Genomic DNA, 19,811 nt, shown 5'->3' on the forward strand with positions numbered 1-19,811 from the left:
CATCTTTTAAGATAAGAGGAAGGAGGATATAGATCAGATATATTTCCCTTCCATTTTATCCATTACAGTTTTCCCCTTATCCGTAAGCATATACTTTTTCCACGTGGTCTTTGTGGGGGTAAGGCATTCTATTAGTCCCATGTCCTCCAGTTCTTTCAAAGCGCGGCTGATATTCTGGGTAGACCTGTTGTTCTCATGTGCAATATCAGAAGCATTGGCAACTTTATGCTTATTCATATATTCCATGAGTATAAGTCGCCTGTCCACACTAATTATCCATTTGAGCAGTTCATCCATTGCAATCTCTGTCATGGTCTTCCCATCACAATTACGTATTTAGTATATATTAATTGGTGTTAAAATCCTATGGTCCCTCATGCACAAATATGTTATGTATCAAGACTGGCTCTGTAGAAATCCAACTTGATCAAAGTCTACAATCAACATTCTACTTCTCTAAAAGGAACGCAAAGGCGCAAGGCCGTCAAGACGCAAGGATATAATTCTTTGCGCCTTTGCGTTGATTATAAGGTAGGGTTTCTACATAGCTCTACTGAAATCGTTGAGGCTTCCTCAGTCATTGACTATTATTTACATAGGGAAATATAATCCAGGTAGTTTCGTAGGAATGTTGGAGGTAGTATCTGAAAAGCATCCTTATACACCCTCAAGATACTCATTTCCCTTACCAATACAATGATTTTCATTGCTCGTAGTCTATTTCTCGTGTCTTATTGAACAGAATGGGGTTGAGATATTTAATACCTAGCGTATGTAGATGCAAACTAACCCGAGATGGTTGCAACTCTACATAGGGTGGAACATTCTATTAGTTTCTAATTCTGTTAGTTTATTGATAATCTATGAATTACACAAAAAACTATGAGTTGCTTGGAAAAAAGAAGGTTACACTTGAAGTATCGTATTTTTCCCAGAAAAAATAGGAAAAGAAAAGCATTGCTGATGTTACACTCCACCCAGCTTTGTGAAAGCAGAGAGATGATTATAGGAGCCTTGCAGCAGGTTGCTATAGACAGTCTTGATATCTTTGTGTGTAGTAGTAGGAATGGCGTTGTTTAAATCCTTAATGTCCGTTTTTTCAATTAATACACCTACGTTAAGTGCCTTCTGCCTGGATTCTTTTCCCTGTATGATCAACTGGTCATAGAGTTTCTGTAACTCATCATTAGTGAATACTCCCGGCTCTGTTTCAGCTGCCGGATCCGCCACGCCGTATCTATCTAGCAATGATTTCACTGCATCTGTGTGTTTCTGCTCACTCATAGCAATATTGTTGAAGATGGGCATATTCCATTCTTTGTAGAGGCAGCTATACACATCTCTTGCTAACTTCTCTTCCTCTCGCAAGTATTGGAGATCCTCTATTTCTTCATCAGTCAAACCAGTAGCCTGTACAGTTGTACCTGGTGTACTCACATACAAGCAGACACCATTATCATTCTGCATCTTACCATTTACGCCATATCCGGCTTTTGCAGATACTGCTCCTATTGCCAGCATGCTAACAACAAGGACTGCAATAGAAACATAAGCAATTGTTCGTAGACCTCTCATCTATATTTCTCCTTTAGTTTGGATTACATGTTTTACACGTTTTTCATCAGAGACCCATTGGGATATGCAGATAAATACATACTTTACTTTATGGTCACATTTCCTTCATGTGAAGAGTTTTCTAAGGATCAATATGCTTTATTTTGCTTGAATAAACTTAATAAATGCTTAGAAGCCAGATGATGGGAACTTTTTAGATATCTTACTATTAGTTTCCGGTTAAGGAGAATTCTTGCTTGAAGCTATTGATTTTACACCAGATGTCTGCCATAATGTATGACCGAATTTCATGAAATCAATACTTGTTCCAGTATGCAATTTATTCGATTCTTTAACAACTGTAAAATAAAGTTAAACACCTTTGGTTTGTAACTTATGAGTTTTGAAATCATGCCTTATTGACAGTAATGCCAATATCATAAAAGGAAGGAAAACTACAATTACCTTTCAACCCACCGCCACCCATTCCTGTGATAACACTTCTGACTGCATCAACACGGTTTGAGTGGCCTTCTCCTGCTTGCCGGTAACGCAGGATACGCTTTACAAGCATCTGTGTATGAACATTCTCTCGAACGATTCAGTAAATTCCCCTGCAATAGTCCGAAGGGTATCACTTTGACAGCACTGTCATTCGTTTCAAGGACATAATAGAACGCTATCTCATCTTCGGTCAGGTCCAATGCTTCTTCACGTTCATTTGCCTGCCAAGATCGATGCGTTCCTTAATAACCTGAGCAACTTCTATGTAACGGTTATGATAGCTTCTCAGAGCCATCTCAAGCATCTCTGAATTCTACAAAGCCCAAATAAGCATTTCTACAGAGCCGGAATCACATGGTTGATACGACCTGTAACTTTTCCCATGGGAAGGTAGAATAAGCATGTTATTGACTTATAGATATGATATCTCCGAGGAAGAAGGATATTAGGAGTAATCTATATAGTTTAATAAAAGCTTATAAATGAAATCTTTTTATTGGTTGATACAATGCTATTATTGTATCAACATTAAATATAGATAGATATATGGGAAATCCATCATGTTTATGTATTCTGAATAAGTATATGCAAATATACCAAAATATAGGGTGTGTTGTTATAAATTATGAGCAAAGAAAGATCCAATTGACAGGTGGTTCCACATATATTGTTTCTTTACCCATCAAATGGGTACGCGACTGCGGTCTTAACTCTGGGGACACCTTAACGCTTATTCCACAAAGCGATTGCACTCTTTTGTTATCTGCCGATTCAAAGATGGATAACAGGAAACAGGAATCTGTGATCGAGATATCTCAGGAGGATACGCTAGAAGATAATTTCAGGGTACTTGTGTCCCATTATCTTGCAGGATCTGATCTTATCCGACTGGTCTCAAGCAAAGGATTCCATGCAATGGACCGTAAGTTCTTCAAGGATGTTACCCGCCAGCGCCTCATTGGTATCGAGGTTATTGAGGAATCAAGAAATGAGATAGTGCTGCAAAGCCTTATGAACTACCAGGAACTACCACTGGACAAAGCCTTGCAGAACATGTCCCGGCTCATCACTTCGATGCTCGAGGATGTGATGCTTGCCCTGAGGGAACATGATCTGGAACTTGCCAAAGATATAGTCAACAGGGATAATGAAGTGGACAGATTCTATCTTCTGACCGTAAGGCAATTAAAATCCGCTGTAGAAGATCCGAAACTTGCTGAGAAAATAGGAATAGAAAGACCCCGTCAGTGCCTGGGATACAGGCTTGTTACGAAGATCATCGAGCGCATAGGGGACCATGTGGAAAGGATAGCACGGCAGATCATTTTAATGGATACCGTGGTCCCTGAAAAGGATGCCGTCTTTGCCATGGGAAACCTGGCCCAGAAGGTTTTTGCTGACTCCATAAAGGCCTTGGAAGAAAAGGACACCAAGTACTCGAACAAGGTCGTCAATTACGCGAGGAAGTTCGAGGATTACACCATTATGCGCAATGAGCAGGTAACATCACGCTGCATATCCGAGCAAATGGGCTCCATAATCGAGAGCCTCAAAAGGATTTCTGAATATAGTGCCGATATAGCTGAAATGTCCATTAACATGAGCTCAGAAAGAGACAGGGGAAAATAAGATCCACACTCGTCTCTTCTGATCAACTTCATAATCTGAGCTTTTCCATTCTTGCAACTGCTTCATTGATCCTTTCCACGGATTGTGTCAGGGCGAACCTGATGTAGCCTTCGCCGTATTGGCCGAAACCCACTCCGGGAGTAGCCACTATCCCGGCCTTTTCAAGCAGCAGCTGTGAGAATCCCATAGAATCGTAACCCTTAGGAACCGGAACCCACATATAGAATGTCGCTTTCGGAGGTTTAACATCTAGGCCTATACCCTGCAGACCTTTGAGCAGCGCATCCCTTCTCTTTTCATATATACGGTTCATGTCGCTTACACACTGCTGGGAACTTGTAAGTGCGGTGATCCCTGCCTTCTGTATAGCATCAAATGCACCGGAATCTATGTTCGATTTTACCTTTCCAAGCCCTTTAATAAGTTTTTCGTTACCTACTGCAAAACCCAGGCGCCATCCGGTCATATTATAGGTCTTCGAAAGAGAAAAAAGTTCAATGCCAACATCCATGGCACCATCCACGCTCAGGAAGCTTGATGCCTGATATCCTTCATAGACCATTTCGGAATATGCATTGTCATGTACCACAATCAGATCATTGTCCTTTGAGAATTCCACAACCTCTTCAAAAAAAGATCTGTCAGCTGTTGCCGATGTAGGATTGTTCGGATAATTGATGAACATCAGTTTCGCCCTTGCCAGCATATCCGCTGGTATGGCATCAAGGTCTGGCAGGAACCCGTTCTCTTCCAGAAGCGGCATTATAAAAGGTTCCCCCCCTGCGAACTGTGTGCCTATCTTATATACCGGATAAGCCGGATCAGGACACAACACCACGTCACCCGGGTTGATGAAAGCCAGAGGAATATGAGCAACACCTTCCTTGGAGCCTATAAGTGTAAGTGTCTGGTTCACAGGATCTATGTTAATATCCTTTGTTTCACGGCACCACCTGGCAGCAGCTTTCCTGAACTCTAACATACCAGTATACGATGGGTATCTGTGTGTGGCAGGATCCCTGACCGCCTGGCACATGGATTCCACTATATGCGAAGGGGTGGGCTGATCAGGATCACCTATACCAAGATCTATCACATCTACTCCTTTTGCCAACATCCTGGCTTTGGATTCATCGATCGCTGCAAAGAGGTAAGGTGGTAGAGCATTGATTCTGTCTGCGTACATCTTTTCACCTGTAGAAGGTTCCTCTGAAGGACCTGCACGTTATACTTTGCGCATATTTAATAAATATGGCTATTGGTTATTGTGCCACATGTATCTGTGGAAATCCTTTTATACAAATATTATAATTATATAAATATAATAAATGACCTTGACAAACGACACCTGCGTCTTAGGAGAATGTGCGTCGAACATTCAAGAAAAAGCCACAGACAATTCATTTGCATTGCTGAAGATAATCAGTCTACTTAACTCCAGCCTGCCGGTACATTCTCTTATAAGTATGCTTGTAAGGTCGTTGCCTGAAGCAATGCTACCTCTTCAGGTATACGGCATCACTGTAAAAATGGATGGAAAGATCTACGGATACCCGGAAAACGGCCAGTACCCATCTATATCCGTGGATGTGGCAGTACATGGAAAGATCCGTGGCTACATATCAGCATTGTACAATAAAGAGAGACAAAATTCTGAACAATGGACACAGGCACATGAGATCCTCAATATTCTTTCCGGCTCTCTAAGCAATCTGATCGAAAAGAAAGAGCTTGAAAGAATATCTCTGGAAAGCACCCGACGCTACAGTGCCCTTTTCCACAATTGCCCGGTAGGGCTTTTCACGGACAAGAAAGGTAATATCGTTCATTGCAACCATAAACTTACACAAATACTGGACATGCCCGAGAACAAGATAATAGGGCTCCAAGTTACTGATATAATAGACAATGAAATGATCTGGAAGCTGTTCTCCTCACATAAGCTGTCTCCAGAACCTGTTAAGACCGAGCACGAGGTAGATCTGAAAAAAGGGCCTGTAAAACTTCGTTCCATATACCTGCCGGAACTGACACCCGAAGGTGAATTAAAGGGCGGCCTTGGAATAATAGAAGACATAACAAGGATAGAGGAAGCAGAACAGGTCCAGCAGCAACAAAAGAAACTCCTGGTCAATACTTTTAACGCGATCAATGATCTGATACTGGTCCTCGACAGGGACCTAAGGATCGTGAGCAGTAACTGGAAAGGTCTTGAGGACATATCCGAAGAAGAACGCCAAAAACACCCCTATCGTAATGAGGTCCTTACACCCAACGCAGATCCATGTGAAAGTTCCCATATTCTTGAAGCTTTTGCTACAGGTATTCCTAAAGAGGCATTTTGGACAAATCCCGCAGATGGAAGCATCAAAGAGATGAAAGCTTACCCTATCTTCGATGAAGAGGGGGAGGCAATAATGATCGTTGAACATCTGAGGGACATAACTGAAATAAAGCGCTCGGAAGAAAACCTCATGAAGGCCAATCAAGAGCTGGCAAATGCATATGAGAGCCTGAAATCCCTGGAAAGGCTCAAAAATGAATTCCTTTCTAATCTTCAGCACGAGATCAATACGCCCCTTACGAGTATCAAAGGCTTCAGTGAACTTGTACATGACGAAGATCTTGGACCATTGAACGCCGAACAGAAAAAAGCAATGAATAGAGTTGTTGAGAAAACAAAACAACTACAAACGGTCCTGGATTCCCTGCTGTTCGTCAGTTCTGCAACCCATGGTGCTATCAAGTATAATTTTGAACATTTATCGATAACCAATATGCTACATATTTCTTTGAATATAGTAAGTGAGAAGCTGAAACATAAAGGTCTTGAACTGGAAGCAAGTATACCCTCAAAGCTACCTGAAATTATTGGTGATATCGATTATTTGCCCCGGGTCTTTGTTCACATTCTTGATAATGCGATCAAATTCACAGATAGAGGCGGAAAGGTCACAGTATCCCTCACTGAAGAAAAAGGATCTGTCCATTTGATCATCAATGATACGGGCATTGGTATAGCTGAAGCGGATATTGGAAAAGTTTTTCAGATGTTCTTCCAGTTAGATGGATCTTCAACCCGTAATTACGGAGGTAACGGATTGGGGCTATTTATGTGCAAGATCATAATCGAAGAGCATAAAGGCAAGATCTGGATCAATAGCAAGGAAGGCCAGGGTACTACAGTACATATACTGCTCCCCCATACATAGGGTTGAAGAAATAAAAAGTAAGAGCTGATCATTATAATTGGCTTTTTTTCCTATCTGGAAAAACCTGTCCTTTATATTATGCTAATGTTTCCCTGCAATGGCTGAAAAGATATTTAATCCATAATGAGCCAAAAAACCATGTGGATAATATTTGCATAAATATTCTTGCACGCGCCTGGAAGGGGGTCTGGGCTGTTGACAGGGAGAACCGGTTCACATTTTTCAATAGAGGAATGGAGGATATTTCCGGCCTGAGGTCAGATGATCTGATGGGTAAGGACCTGATGCTATTACTTCCCGACCAGGAGATCATAGATGAAGTGCATTTTAGGGAACTGTTCCATACAGCCAGAGAAAAACTGACACCAGTAAACTATTCCCTGCTGCCCATTATCACCTCCGGGGGGGAACTTATGGAACAAAGCGGCCAATTGTTGCCTCTTTTGGATGAGAATGGTGCCTATGATGGTATGATTGGGACTGTGGAACACTTCAGTAGAAAGAAAATAGGTGCATCTGTCGGAGAAGATGGATCATCAGAAAGAAAACTGGATGTTATCTACAGGAATAGTCCTGTTGTTGCTTTTCTCTGGAGACCGGAACCTGGATGGCCGGTAGTTTTTGTTTCCGAGAATATATCCAGGTTCGGATACCAGGCGGAGGAGTTCACATCCGGTAAACTGCTCTATAGTGACATAGTGTATCCTGAAGACCTCAGTGGCCTTACTGCCGAAGTATCGGATTTCGAAAGGCATGGACAACCATACTTTATAAAAGAATATCGCATCTTAACGCACAATGGAGAAATAAAGTGGGTCACAGAAAGGTCAATGCTGGCAAGAGATGAGGTGGGAGGACCTAGCTATTATCAGGGTATCATTATTGATATCACACATATCAAAGAGATGGATATCGCACTCAAGGAATCTGAAAACAAATACAGGCTGATATTTGAGAATTCCCCGCTTGGCATTTTCAACTTTGATAAGGATGGCACTGTTACCCATTGCAACGATAAGATATCGGATATCCTGGGCATACCTAAAGAAAAGATAATAGGTTTCAACATGAACTTATCGTTGAGGGATGAAAAGATGAAAGCAGCCTTCAAAGAAGTGCTTTTACTAAGGCAGGGACACTTCGAGGGAGAATACAGGGCTCAGGGAAATGGCAGAACAGCATTTATAAAAGTTGATTACAGTCCAAACACATCAGATGACGGTACGTTGCTGGGAGGAGTGGGCATCGTTGAGGATATCGGCGAGCGCAAGATCGCCGAAGAGAAATTAAGGGAATATGCCAATGAACTCAGCAACGCCAACAAGGAATTACAGTCCGTGGACAGGATGAAGAACGAACTCCTGTCAAATGTGAGCCATGAGCTGAGAACGCCTCTCACTTCCATCAAAGGATACAGTGACCTCCTTATGGAAGGCACCCTGGGTAAAATGAACTACCAGCAGCTCAAAGCTGTTAGTACTGTCATCCGCAATACAGAGAGACTTCGGAGACTCGTTGATTCTCTGCTGTATGTAAGCATGGCTGAAGTTGAGGCCATAAAGTATGATCTTAGTAAGATCGACATCCTTGAGGTCATCGATAATGCTGTGACGGACATGGCAATGCCGATCGCGGAGAAGAAAATAGATGTTCTTCGACATGTGCAGGAAGGCATTCCGCAGATAGAAGCCGATGCCAAAAAGATCACGGATATGCTGACCAATGTGCTGGACAATGCAGTTAAATTCACACCTTCACAAGGTAAGATCAGTATTGTTGCTAAAAAAGAGGGAAAAATGGTACATATCAGCATAGAAGACAGTGGAATAGGCATACCTGCAGAATTGCTGCCTCATTTGTTCCAGAAATTCTACCAGATCGACCCGTCCATAAGGCGCAAATACGGGGGTACAGGCCTTGGATTGTTCATTTCCAAGAACATCGTGGAAGCACATAAAGGAAAGATCTGGATAGAAAGCGAGGAGAAAAAGGGTACTACCGTGCATATCCTGCTCCCTGTCCTGCAAGGTGGTACATGATCAATACCGATTCTTTTTTAAGTGTACAGACCGTAACCACGCTACAACCTGATTCTCAATGAAATGAAAGAGGTAACACATGAGTAACATTCTGCGCAGAGGGCGTTTGGCCAGCACGCCTGATGAGGACATAATGGAGTTCACTTCTTCAATGAAGTCGGACAAATGGATATTCGATGCGGACATAATGGTGGACTTTGCCCATACCATCATGTTGAAGGAACAGGGAATAATAAAGGAAGAGGACTGTTCCAGGATCCTCAGGGGATTATTGCGCATCAGGGAAGAAGGTATTGAAAAACTGGACCATACCTACGAAGACATTCACATTTCCCTGGAATCAAGGCTTATTGATATGGTTGGCGAGGATGTGGGAGGCAGGATGCACTCCGGCAGGTCGCGCAACGATGAAGTTGCAACATGCATCCGTCTCACCCTGCGTGAAGAGATGCTTGCGCTCATGGAAGAATTGCATGTTCTTCGCAACACTTTATGTTCACTTGCAGCTGAAAATATAGAGACCCTGATGCCTGGATTCACACACCTGCAACATGCACAGCCCACTACACTGGCCCATCATCTTATAGCCCACATGGACGCTTTGGGCAGGGATATGGACCGTCTGAGGAGTGCCTACTCACGGGTGAACCTCTGTCCTCTGGGAGCCGCAGCTTTTGCTTCCACTGGCTTTAACATAGACCGGGAACGTACCCGACAACTGCTGGGCTTTGACGGCCTTGTTGAAAATTCCATGGATGCGGTCAGCAGCAGGGATTTTCTGATAGAAGGTACTGCTGTGCTCACAAATCTCGTCATTAACCTGAGCAAGATGGCAGAAGAACTTGTTATCTGGTCCACCTCAGAATTCGCTTTCATCGAACTGGATGACCGCTATGCATCCACCTCGTCGATCATGCCGCAGAAAAAGAATCCAGATACTGCAGAACTGCTGAGAGGAAAGAGCGGTGTGGTGGTGGGATCACTGATGGCTCTTGTTACCACTTGCAAGGCCCTTCCCTTAAGTTATAACCGTGATCTGCAGGAAGCCACGCCTAACATGTGGAAGGCAATGGAAACTGCAAGAAGCTCGGTGCGCATGATGGAAGGCATGATAAGGACCATGAAGATCAACAAGGAAGTCACGGCTTCAAAATCCGTAATGGGATTTACCACAGCCACTGAGCTTGCAGACACGCTGGTAAGGGTAACAGGGATACCCTTCAGGACGGCTCATCAGATAGTAGGAGTACTTGCAAGAGGAGAAGAAGACGTCCTTATGCAACAGATAGATGCTGTGGCAGACAAGGTACTGGGCGTTAAACTCAGCAGCAAGGGACTTACAGAAGAAATGATATGTGAGGCTCTGGACCCGATCTCTAATATAAAGAAGAGAAAGGTCATAGGTGGTCCTGCGTTCGAGGAAATGGAGCAGGCCATCATGAGAAGAAAAAGGACTATGCAGCAGGAAGATAAAGAGATAAGTGCATTGAAAAATGGCTCGGAAGCTTCTTTGAATGCTCTTGTAGAACTTGTGAAACGATATATTAAGCATGATCAATGTGACCAACAGATGTGATCTTCATGGAATTCCAACAGGGTGACAGGATAAAGATAGAGAAGGACGGTGCTGAGTACGAGGGCATAGTGATGCCAAGTACTACACACCATATTGTCCTTAAGATGTCTAATGGCTATAATGCAGGTATCTCTCCCAAGAACGCAAATATAACCTTGCTTCAGAAAGCTGTAAAGGCCGAGGATGTTAGTGCCACCGGCGCCTCCGGGGCAAAAAAGGCAACTAAAAACAAACTGCCTAAGGTTTCCATACTCTCCACCGGAGGTACCATTGCAAGCAAGATCGACTACAGGACCGGTGCAGTTACAGCGAGGTTCTCCGCTGATGACATATTAAAAGCCATCCCTGAACTTACGGAAATTGCAGATATTTCCGGGAGAGCTATATATAATATACTTTCCGAGAACATGAGGACCGAATATTGGGAAGAGCTTGCCAGGGCGGTGGCAGAAGAGATCAGGAGCGGTGCAGACGGGATAATCATTGCACATGGTACGGATACAATGATGTACACTGCTGCTGCACTGGCCTTCATGGTCCGCACTCCGGTGCCCATCGTGTTCGTGGGTTCACAGCGCAGTGCTGACCGGCCAAGCAGTGACAACGCCATGAATGCGATATGTGCAGCCAAAGTCGCAGTAAGCGACATCGCTGAAGTATGTGTGGTGATGCATGGCAGTGAATCAGATGATATATGTGATATCCACAGAGCCACCAAGGTAAGAAAGATGCATACATCGAGAAGAGATGCGTTCAGGTCCATTAACTCGGAACCTATAGGCTTTGTGGACTATCTTACCGGGGAGATCCACACTCACCTGGAATATACTAAAAGGTCCTCACATCAACTCGAACTTATAGGAGGTTTCGAGCCAAAATGTGCACTTGTCAAGTTCACACCCGGCGCAAGTCCCGATATTATTTCATATTATCTTGATGCAGGATACAAAGGTATTGTAATAGAGGGTACGGGACTGGGACATGTGTCATCTGAATGGGTGCCCATGATAGAACACGCAACAACCATGAACGTTCCTGTAGTAATAACTTCCCAATGCCTGCATGGCCGGGTCTGTGACCGCGTTTATGATACCGGCAGGGATATGTTAAAAGCCGGGGCTATTGAGGAAGAGGACATGCTTCCTGAAGTAGCCCTGGTAAAGCTCATGTGGACGCTGAAACTGTCTGATGACCTCGATACTGTGAAAAAACTGATGACTCAGAACATTGCATTTGAGATCAACGAGAGAAGTCTGGAATAAATCATCGTTATATAAAAGCAATTACTTTTATACCGCAAGGATCGTTAGTGAGGAAAAAGATCACTACTCATATACAGGTGAATATATGTCATTGAACTTAAGGACACATTATACGTCCCAGATAGACCCGGAAGCTATGAATGGTGCGGAAGTGACCCTGGCTGGCTGGGTGTACGAAGTAAGAGACCTTGGAGGCATTTGTTTTGTCGTGCTGCGTGACCGGGAAGGCCGTGCACAGGTGACCCTGGTCAAAAAGAGAACGGACCCCGAACTTCTTGAAAATGCAAGAAAGCTTGTGAGAGAATCCGTGATCACTGTCACTGCCACGGTCAAAGCCGAAGCAAAAGCTCCCGGAGGATACGAGCTCATACCCAAGGAGATCAGGCTCCTCAACGAAGCAGAATCACCGCTGCCCATGGATACGACAGGCAAAGTGGAAGCTGAGCTGGACACACGCCTGGATTCGAGGTTCATGGACCTCCGAAGGGACAGGACCACAGCTATCTTCAAGATACGCCATGAAACTTTACAAGCGGTCCGAAAATATCTTAGTGACAATGGATTCATCGATGTGACAAGTCCAAAGGTCGTGGCAACTGCAACTGAAGGCGGAACATCTCTGTTCCCCATAACATACTTTGACAGAGAGGCTTTCCTTAACCAGAGCCCACAGCTTTTCAAGCAGATCCTCATGTCAGGAGGACTTGACAGGGTCTTTGAGATAGGCCCCATATTCAGGGCTGAGGAACATGATACGAGAAAACATCTCAATGAGGCCACCTCTATCGATATAGAAGCAAGCTTCTGTGACCATTTCGATGTTATGTCGATCCTTGAGAACATGATCGCGTATGTTTATGCTCACGTAAAAGAGCACGCAGCACGGTCACTTGAAGCACTCGGCATAGACCTGCAGGTTCCTGCAGTGCCATTCCCGAAGATAACCTACGATGAAGCACTGGAAATAGTGAATGCACATGGAGAAGAGACACTCAAATGGGGAGACGATCTGAGCACCCTTTCCGAGCATACGATCGGTGCGCATGTTTTCAAAGAAATGGGCGTGTCCCACTATTTCATTATCGACTGGCCCACTGATATCAAGCCTTTCTATGCAATGCCATACGAGGACAGGTCAGAGTTCAGCAAGTCCTTCGACATGATGCACAGGACCATGGAGCTGTCATCCGGTGCCCAGCGTATACATATCCATGACATGCTTAAGAAAAGGATCGAGTCCCAGGGATTGGATCCTGAGGGCTTCGATTTCTACCTGAAGGCTTTCAGATATGGAATGCCTCCGCATGCCGGATGGGGTGTCGGCTGTGAACGTCTTGTAATGACAATGCTGGGTGTTGAGAACATACGTGACGTAGTACTGTTCCCAAGGGACAGGCGCAGATTATCCCCGTGAGGTGAGTGAGAACATGCAGGAAAGGAACGCTACATCGGGAAGTACAGGTAAACAGGCCGCTGGAGAAGCTGCTGCCTGGCTTGTGAAAGACGGCAGCGTGATAGGCCTTGGTACAGGCTCCACCACGGCCTTTGCTATAAAAGCAATAGGCAGAAGGATCGATGAGGGGCTCGACGTGCTGGCCGTTGTCACATCATACCAGTCTGAAATGCTGGCCATTGAAGCAGGCATACCCCTTACAACACTGGCCGAACACCCCGAACTTGATATCGCCATTGATGGCGCTGACCAGGTAGATGCGGATCTGAATGTGATCAAAGGAGGGGGAGCTGCGCACACAAGGGAAAAGGTCGTTGCATTCTCTTCTGATCAATTCGTGGTAGTGGTCGATGATTCGAAAATGAAGGAACAACTTGATCATTTCGTACCAATAGAAGTGCTGCCTTACGCAAAGGAACTGGTCATGAGATGCGTGCGTGAACTTGGCGGAGAGCCACAATTGCGCCTGGCTTCACGAAAAGATGGACCTGTGATCACTGACAACGGGAACTTCGTAATAGATGCAGCATTTGGAACTATAACTAATGTGGAAGCTCTTTCCATTTCCCTGTCAATGTGTCCCGGAGTGGTTGAGCATGGTATTTTCACCGATGTGACAGATATGGTATTCATCGGAAATAAGGATGGGACCGTAAAAAGGCTGGATACCCTTAGATAAAAAGGGTATCATTTATTCACGTCAAGAGGGCAGGCACACATTTCTATAAGCGCTTCTTCGCCGGTGTGTGAACCACGGGCTATAAGGATATCTCCCGCCTGCACCTGCGTGTTCTTTTTAGGACTGTACAGCCATTTTTCACCTCTTTTTACAGCCATGACATAGACCCCTGTCTCTGTCTCAAGTTTGAGTTGGCCGAAGGTCTTTCCCACAATGGGCGAGCAGCTTTCCACGGTCAGGCGTGTTATCACTTCATCTGATTGACGTACAGCTATAGTTACGACCGGATGCAGTTCTATATCCCTTAGTACAATGTCAGCTATAGCATATGCTGCATCTGAGATGGACTCGGAGGCATTGGCAAGGTGTAAAAGCCCACGCAGCTGATTGACATCGGAAACATGCTTGGCGGTCTCCAGGACCCAATGCTGCAGTTCGTGCTTCATGCAATCCATCTTATATTCTATGGCCTTGACCTCTTCGGCGATATCCTCATTATTGAAGAGCAATGCGGAATATGCAAGGCCCACGGACATTTCAGCCATATCCTTCATATCCACAATGATATCTACCGCCTTTTCAAGGTCCTGCAACATTTTTTCGTGCTTCACTTCCTTTGGAATGTACTTCTCATTGGTCACAAGCTCTGCGAAAAGTAAAACACCTTCATCGTGTCCTCTCGCAAACAGCACATCATCTGCTCTGACCCTTGTTTCATGATTCGGATTGTAGATCCAGTCATTCTGCCTGCGGATGGCTATCACCCACATGCCTGTCTCGGTATCGAGTTCAATGTCCCCCAGAGTATGACCTGCAACTTTGGACTCCGGACTGACCGTAGCTCTCACTATGGTCTCAGCCGCTTCTCTTAGAGCAAGCTTCAACTCCATTGGTATACCCATTTCCATGAGCACTATCTTTGCAATATCTCCGGCAGCATCGGCGATACCTTCTGACGCCTGGGCAACCTGCAGGACACCGGCCATCTCTTCGGCCTCCTCCACACGCCTTGTACTTAGCATGGCAGTGATCTTCATGTGATAATAGAGGGTATCCATCTTGTCTTCAAGACGCACCACCTCTTCAGCAATGTCCTCATTGTCATAGATCATGGCAGAATATGCCAGGTCCACCATCAGTTCCGAGGTGTCTTTCATCTCAATGAGCATATCCTTAAGGTTTCGTGGTGTATATCGTATCTCTTTCGGACTCATAATGTTCTATCAGCTCTGATCTATTTTCATTTTAGGATATAGTTTTCGGGTTTATTATATTATAGCATGCTGAACATGCGCAGGGTAATAAATATGCCTGCGACACCCACCAGATCTCCCATGGTCGCAATGATAGGGATCACAGTATCGTCGGGGTCCAGTCCGAACCTGTGGGACATAAAGGATATCAGCACGGTCATAAAGAAAACAACTGTAAGCTCAATGCCGCCTGCTATCATGCATATCTTGAAAAGCAAGAACATGCCGATCCCTATTCCCATCAGATGTCCTGTAAGCCAGACTATGAAACTTAACACCGCGCTGGCTGTGAGACCCACTATCAGAGCCGCCAGCACGCTGTTCCTTACGACGGGGTTCTTTGTGATATGCCCGCCAAGACCCATGTGCAGGGCAGAGGAGATCCTGGCACCCAGCATGCTGCCTGTGTCTCCTCCTATTTTGATGAGCGAGGGAATGAGCAACAGAATGATGGGCATGGAAACGAGCTGGTCAAGCCTGTAGTTCAGGATCTGTCCGGTGATAAGCCCGATGAACGAGGTGGTCACCAGGATCGGGAACCCTCTTCCTACGATGCCTCTTATTGTATAGTAGGTCATAGGAGAAGCACCACCTTCGCAGCCAGGAAAAGCATTAACATGGAAACGATGTCCCCTATGGTAGCAATGGCCGGAGTGACGACATTATCGGGATCGAAACCGAACCGGAACATTCCGAGGGCCAGGAAAACGGCTACTACTACCAGTATGAGCCCTGAGGATACTCCGGCCAGCACCGCTATGAACATGAGCGTCAGGGCACCGGCACTTTCCAGACCGAATGCGATGGTCACAAAATGCCCCATCAGCCCGAGGATAGCTGAAATGATAAAACTCAGCAACAATGAACCTCCAATGTTATTGGTAAGTTCGGGATTTTTCTCGATCTTGGTGATAAGACCCATGTGTATGGCGCTTCCCAGACGTGAACCCAGGGTACAGGAAATATTGCCGCGCATACCAAGCACGGCAGGCGAGATGACTATCAGGCCGGGAATGAGCTGCAGTTCTTCTGTCATACCGGAAAGAATGATACCTGCTATCACCCCTCCCATGGTGGCTATGATCTCAAAGGGCAACGCTTCACGTACTATCGACGAGATGCTGGCATAGTCGCCAATGTACTCTTCGACTATCCCGATCTCATCCTCTTCTTCAGGATGTGCACGGTGAAGCATAGTATCTATTATCTGCATCTTTATATTAAAACACTGTTCTATGGAAAATGTTCATAACCCATCAAAAAAGGCTATATACCCCTAGTTACATTTAGGGTACCGCACAACACTACTCAGTTAGAAAATAAGGGCCCGTGGTCTAGCCGGTCATGACATCGCCTTTACACGGCGGGGATCCTGAGTTCGAATCTCAGCGGGCCCATCAAAGGATTCTGATTCTGCTGAGATTGATCATTATAATAGACTGATATTCTTTTGTCATCATTGAGGTATTGAGCGAAGCGAAATACCTCGATCCGCGCTCCCGAAGCGTCATCGGGGTTGCGGACCTCAGCGGGCCCATCAAAGGATTCTGATTCTTTTGATGGTGATTTTTGTAAAATTTTGTTTTGTATCCTCATAAATGAAAAAAGTGAATGCCATCTTTCATGCTGATTTGTTTAAAAATTAAAGAAATGACGACAGTGTGCGAATTCTGTTATTATACGACTCTTGTTCTTTAAAACCTTTGCAATAATCGACTCCCCGGTTATGCCTTATGCTTCAGTAAATGGATAAAAATCGTTCTATATCTCAAAAATCCATATAATTTTTATTTTACTGTTTTCATACTCACCCCAATGATCTGCGGATACTACCCATTTTGATTAGTATTGAGCGTGTGAGTTGCAACAGATCTTCATCCATGATGCAACCAGTATCTGTTGCACACAGAAGATGAGGATGTACCATTTCCAGCAACATCCGGTATGAAGGTTCACATTGGGTTTGGATATCGAATATGTCTCTTAATATATCAACCTCCTGCCGAATAGACCTGTGGAATGTGGCCGGAATGAACCTTGATGCTGTATTTATGTCAAGATACTGAAATGCGAACCTAAGATCTGCTTGAAGGGATGGGAAATATTTAGTAAGCAGCCGCTCGCAGACTTCTTCACCCAATTTATCTCTTACTTCCACTATACCTGAACCAGTGCCGATGATCTCAGGGGGTATACCGATCGAATAAAGTGCACCCGTGAATTTTATTGCTCTGGGCAAATTTATGTTTTCCTGTGGTATGCTCGCTTTTAACTCTGCTCCAACATCCCGGTTACATAGACAAGACACACATGTGACATCAGGTATTTCTCTTGCATAGCCTGTACTGCCTTCGCGCATCAGACGGTCACGCTGCTGGGGTAAAAAATCGGCAATATTGTTTATAGTTGATGATAAATGCTGTATTGCTCTGTTATATCTTGCACCCAATATCCCTACGATATTGATGATCTCTGTTTTTTCCTCATCAGATAATTTATCAGGAAACTTGGACATTTCTTTTTTTGCATACTTTACAAACTTTTCAGCATCACCTTTTTCATGATCGAACCTCAGTGCTGATTGCAATGTGATCGTGTCAATGCCCCGATATTCATTGAAAAAATTGTCTTTGTTCTCAAAGGTCATATGCCCTCTAAAAGGTAGACAACCTGCCCCAAAGATAATACCGATTTGTGTGTCAATACTTTCTTCTAATTCATGAAGCTCACTTATTGCGTATTTACATGAAAGAGTACTTGCAACATGTCCAAAGGTCAGTGCTGAATCAGATTTTCCAAGAAATACCCTGTAACTATCAGGTGTTTCTTTCAATTGTTCCTGATAGGCAGTGATGGTTTTGCTTATGATATCCTTTGCATTCAGCAGCTTAGGCACCTCCTCGATAAGTGGTATTATGCGAGGGGGTGTCATCTCAAACTTGAACTCCTTTTTTGCAAGTTCATTCACATCTATCATATGCTGCTGTGACTCTATGATCTGCTGAACGGAACTGGTCATTGGGTGAACTAATTCGTTTATTGCCTGAATACCCAACCTTTTATGGGAAATATAGTTCGCTTCCGCAGCAGCCATCATGACCATCAGTTGTCTGAAAAGGTTTTCATGGACTGCGCTTGGCACTCTGGGTGTGATGAATATATCTTTACCAGGAATCAGGTCTGTTTCCTCTATGAACTTTGATACGATCTGGGCACTCTGATGGTATGGAGTAGTTTTACCCTCGTAATCCGGCATATACTCGTCACAGCCGTATCTTATGGCGGCCTCTATGGACTCGTTTGTTTCTTCCTGGGTTGACATGTACCTGGATATTGAGTCAGGATGTTGTGTACACATCACTTTTGGATAATTGATTTTGACCGGCAATTGAGACACCTACTTCTGTATATGAGAAATTATGACAAATTATTAAAACTTGACGATTGACTAAGGATTGCATTTTCAGGATATCAAAGCCAACTGTGTGCCCGGTAGAAACTTTATTCCACATATAAAAAATTGGATTTTGCAGAAAAGTACTTCACACTTTATTGTTACCTAGTGATTTAAAAATGGTAAAACCTGCATATTACTTTCACTAAATCACAAAATAATGATTTTGTTTTGTCAAATTAATACTTAAAATTTTTTGTATGTAGACAACATTGAGAGGATAAATTCGTATGGGATCCAGAATAAAAAAGTGTTCTGATTTACTGATCATATCTTGACCTTCAGAATTAGCAAAGTCATATTATTACGATTATAAATGAGCTGGTTTCATAAGTATAAATAGACCTTTATCCAATAATTGTATGGGGATTTGAATGGGTTTTAAAGAACTCTCTGATGAAAAATGGAAGTTTATTAAAACATTCCTGCCTCCACAACCGATAACCGGAAGAAAGAGAGTTGATGACCGTAAGATCATCAACGGTATTCTCTATGTCCTGATAACAGGTTGTAGATGGAGGGATCTACCACCTTCTTATGATTCTGGGATTACATCTTGGAGAAGATTAAAAAGATGGTCAGAAGCCGGAATATGGGATAAGATAATGGAATCTCTTAGAGATTTTGCTTATCATAAAGGTAAGTTTTCAATAGATACTGTGTGTATTGATAGCAGTTTCGTTGAAACAAAAAAAGGGGAGAAGACTCCTATTACAACGGTCACAAAAAAAGAAAAGGTGTAAAGATCCATGCTAGTGTAAGTTGTAATGGATTCCCTCTTCCGATCATCATTTCTCCTGGAAATGAATATGATACCAAGCCTTTCATTCAAGTAATGGAACTTATTAAGATCAATACAACAGCTAAACCAAGAACAAGACCCTTTGAGGTATTAGCAGACTCAGCTTATGATAATACTGCCATAAGGCAGTATTTAAGATCCAGAGCTATCAAAAGCAGTATACCGATCAATACTAGGAACAGTAAAAGAAGAAAAAAAGGAAGACCTACTAGATTTGATCCAGATTCTTATTCAAAAAGAGGAACTATCGAACGATTCTTTGCATGGTTGAAGATGGGATTCAGAAAACTGGCAAGTAGATATGAAAGACTTAATGTGGTTTTCAAAGGACTATTAGATATTGCATGTTTCATCCTATGCTGGAAAAAGGTGTGAGGGAAGTTTTGAAACAGGC

18 protein-coding genes and 1 tRNA gene are annotated in these 19,811 nt (G+C 43.8%); 10 read left to right on the forward strand and 9 right to left on the reverse strand.

Annotated elements, in window-relative coordinates:
• Nucleotides 1–33: 33 nt before the first annotated feature.
• The 4 genes from A4E24_RS00335 to A4E24_RS10740 all read right to left on the reverse strand — a co-directional run bounded on the left by A4E24_RS00335 (nucleotide 34) and on the right by A4E24_RS10740 (nucleotide 2,258).
• Nucleotides 34–312 (reverse strand): winged helix-turn-helix domain-containing protein, encoded by a 279-nt coding sequence (locus A4E24_RS00335; RefSeq protein WP_292350690.1) that lies wholly within the window; start codon nucleotides 310–312, stop codon nucleotides 34–36.
• Between the two features lie 654 nt (nucleotides 313–966).
• Nucleotides 967–1,575, reverse strand: a complete 609-nt coding sequence (locus A4E24_RS00340) for a DUF2202 domain-containing protein (protein ID WP_292350692.1) — start codon at nucleotides 1,573–1,575, stop codon at nucleotides 967–969.
• A 388-nt stretch (nucleotides 1,576–1,963) separates the two neighbouring features.
• Complete coding sequence (locus tag A4E24_RS00345) at nucleotides 1,964–2,128, reverse strand: hypothetical protein (protein WP_292350694.1); 165 nt, start codon at nucleotides 2,126–2,128, stop codon at nucleotides 1,964–1,966.
• Nucleotides 2,067–2,258 (reverse strand): hypothetical protein, encoded by a 192-nt coding sequence (locus A4E24_RS10740; protein ID WP_367121119.1) that lies wholly within the window; start codon nucleotides 2,256–2,258, stop codon nucleotides 2,067–2,069. Before A4E24_RS10740 ends, A4E24_RS00345 begins: the two co-directional genes overlap by 62 nt.
• A 385-nt stretch (nucleotides 2,259–2,643) precedes the next feature.
• Here A4E24_RS10740 and A4E24_RS00350 point away from each other — a divergent pair, with 385 nt between their 5' ends.
• Entirely contained in the window at nucleotides 2,644–3,687 is a 1,044-nt protein-coding gene (locus A4E24_RS00350; RefSeq protein WP_292350696.1) for a phosphate uptake regulator PhoU, read from the forward strand.
• Between the two features lie 28 nt (nucleotides 3,688–3,715).
• On the opposite strand, the gene A4E24_RS00355 is transcribed toward A4E24_RS00350, so the two are convergent.
• Entirely contained in the window at nucleotides 3,716–4,873 is a 1,158-nt protein-coding gene (locus A4E24_RS00355; RefSeq protein WP_292350698.1) for an LL-diaminopimelate aminotransferase, read from the reverse strand.
• 148 nt (nucleotides 4,874–5,021) lie between these two features.
• On the opposite strand from A4E24_RS00355, the gene A4E24_RS00360 reads away from it, so the two are divergent.
• The 6 genes from A4E24_RS00360 (at nucleotide 5,022) to rpiA (ending at nucleotide 13,908) form a co-directional block, all read left to right on the forward strand.
• On the forward strand, nucleotides 5,022–6,899 hold the full coding sequence (locus A4E24_RS00360) for a PAS domain-containing sensor histidine kinase (RefSeq protein WP_292350700.1): 1,878 nt from the start codon (nucleotides 5,022–5,024) through the stop codon (nucleotides 6,897–6,899).
• A 140-nt stretch (nucleotides 6,900–7,039) separates the two neighbouring features.
• Nucleotides 7,040–8,938 carry a PAS domain S-box protein gene (locus A4E24_RS00365; protein WP_292350702.1) on the forward strand — a complete coding sequence of 633 codons (1,899 nt, stop codon included), beginning with the start codon at nucleotides 7,040–7,042 and terminating at the stop codon, nucleotides 8,936–8,938.
• Nucleotides 8,939–9,017: 79 nt separating this feature from the next.
• Nucleotides 9,018–10,514 carry an argininosuccinate lyase gene (argH, locus tag A4E24_RS00370; protein ID WP_292350704.1) on the forward strand — a complete coding sequence of 499 codons (1,497 nt, stop codon included), beginning with the start codon at nucleotides 9,018–9,020 and terminating at the stop codon, nucleotides 10,512–10,514.
• Between the two features lie 5 nt (nucleotides 10,515–10,519).
• Nucleotides 10,520–11,776 carry a Glu-tRNA(Gln) amidotransferase subunit GatD gene (gene gatD / locus A4E24_RS00375; RefSeq protein ID WP_292350706.1) on the forward strand — a complete coding sequence of 419 codons (1,257 nt, stop codon included), beginning with the start codon at nucleotides 10,520–10,522 and terminating at the stop codon, nucleotides 11,774–11,776.
• Between the two features lie 85 nt (nucleotides 11,777–11,861).
• Nucleotides 11,862–13,190, forward strand: coding sequence for an aspartate--tRNA(Asn) ligase (gene aspS, locus A4E24_RS00380; RefSeq protein ID WP_292350708.1), 1,329 nt, complete (start codon nucleotides 11,862–11,864; stop codon nucleotides 13,188–13,190).
• Between the two features lie 13 nt (nucleotides 13,191–13,203).
• Nucleotides 13,204–13,908 (forward strand): ribose-5-phosphate isomerase RpiA, encoded by a 705-nt coding sequence (rpiA, locus tag A4E24_RS00385; protein ID WP_292350710.1) that lies wholly within the window; start codon nucleotides 13,204–13,206, stop codon nucleotides 13,906–13,908.
• Nucleotides 13,909–13,916: 8 nt separating this feature from the next.
• Here rpiA and A4E24_RS00390 read toward each other — a convergent pair whose 3' ends face one another.
• Genes A4E24_RS00390 through A4E24_RS00400 form a run of 3 tightly spaced genes read right to left on the reverse strand, consistent with a single transcriptional unit; the run spans nucleotide 13,917 to nucleotide 16,356 of the window.
• Nucleotides 13,917–15,122: a potassium channel family protein gene (locus A4E24_RS00390; protein ID WP_292350712.1), complete on the reverse strand. Its 1,206-nt coding sequence runs from the start codon at nucleotides 15,120–15,122 to the stop codon at nucleotides 13,917–13,919.
• A gap of 59 nt (nucleotides 15,123–15,181) precedes the next feature.
• On the reverse strand, nucleotides 15,182–15,739 hold the full coding sequence (locus A4E24_RS00395; protein ID WP_292350714.1) for a magnesium transporter: 558 nt from the start codon (nucleotides 15,737–15,739) through the stop codon (nucleotides 15,182–15,184).
• A complete protein-coding gene (locus tag A4E24_RS00400; protein ID WP_292350724.1) occupies nucleotides 15,736–16,356 on the reverse strand; it encodes a magnesium transporter in 621 nt (206 codons plus the stop codon). The genes A4E24_RS00395 and A4E24_RS00400 overlap by 4 nt, the downstream gene beginning before the upstream one ends.
• 128 nt (nucleotides 16,357–16,484) lie before the next feature.
• On the opposite strand from A4E24_RS00400, the gene A4E24_RS00405 reads away from it, so the two are divergent.
• A tRNA-Val gene (locus A4E24_RS00405) sits at nucleotides 16,485–16,558 on the forward strand.
• Between the two features lie 410 nt (nucleotides 16,559–16,968).
• On the opposite strand, the gene ppcA is transcribed toward A4E24_RS00405, so the two are convergent.
• Complete coding sequence (gene ppcA / locus A4E24_RS00410; RefSeq protein ID WP_292350716.1) at nucleotides 16,969–18,549, reverse strand: phosphoenolpyruvate carboxylase; 1,581 nt, start codon at nucleotides 18,547–18,549, stop codon at nucleotides 16,969–16,971.
• A 440-nt stretch (nucleotides 18,550–18,989) separates the two neighbouring features.
• Between ppcA and A4E24_RS00415 the strand changes: the two genes are divergently transcribed.
• Nucleotides 18,990–19,358 (forward strand): transposase, encoded by a 369-nt coding sequence (locus tag A4E24_RS00415; protein ID WP_292350718.1) that lies wholly within the window; start codon nucleotides 18,990–18,992, stop codon nucleotides 19,356–19,358.
• 2 nt (nucleotides 19,359–19,360) lie between these two features.
• Nucleotides 19,361–19,792, forward strand: a complete 432-nt coding sequence (locus A4E24_RS00420; protein ID WP_292350726.1) for a transposase — start codon at nucleotides 19,361–19,363, stop codon at nucleotides 19,790–19,792.
• Nucleotides 19,793–19,811: the final 19 nt, after the last annotated feature.

Origin of the sequence: Methanomethylovorans sp. PtaU1.Bin093, assembly GCF_002067275.1 — an archaeon.
Lineage (GTDB): Archaea > Halobacteriota > Methanosarcinia > Methanosarcinales > Methanosarcinaceae > Methanomethylovorans.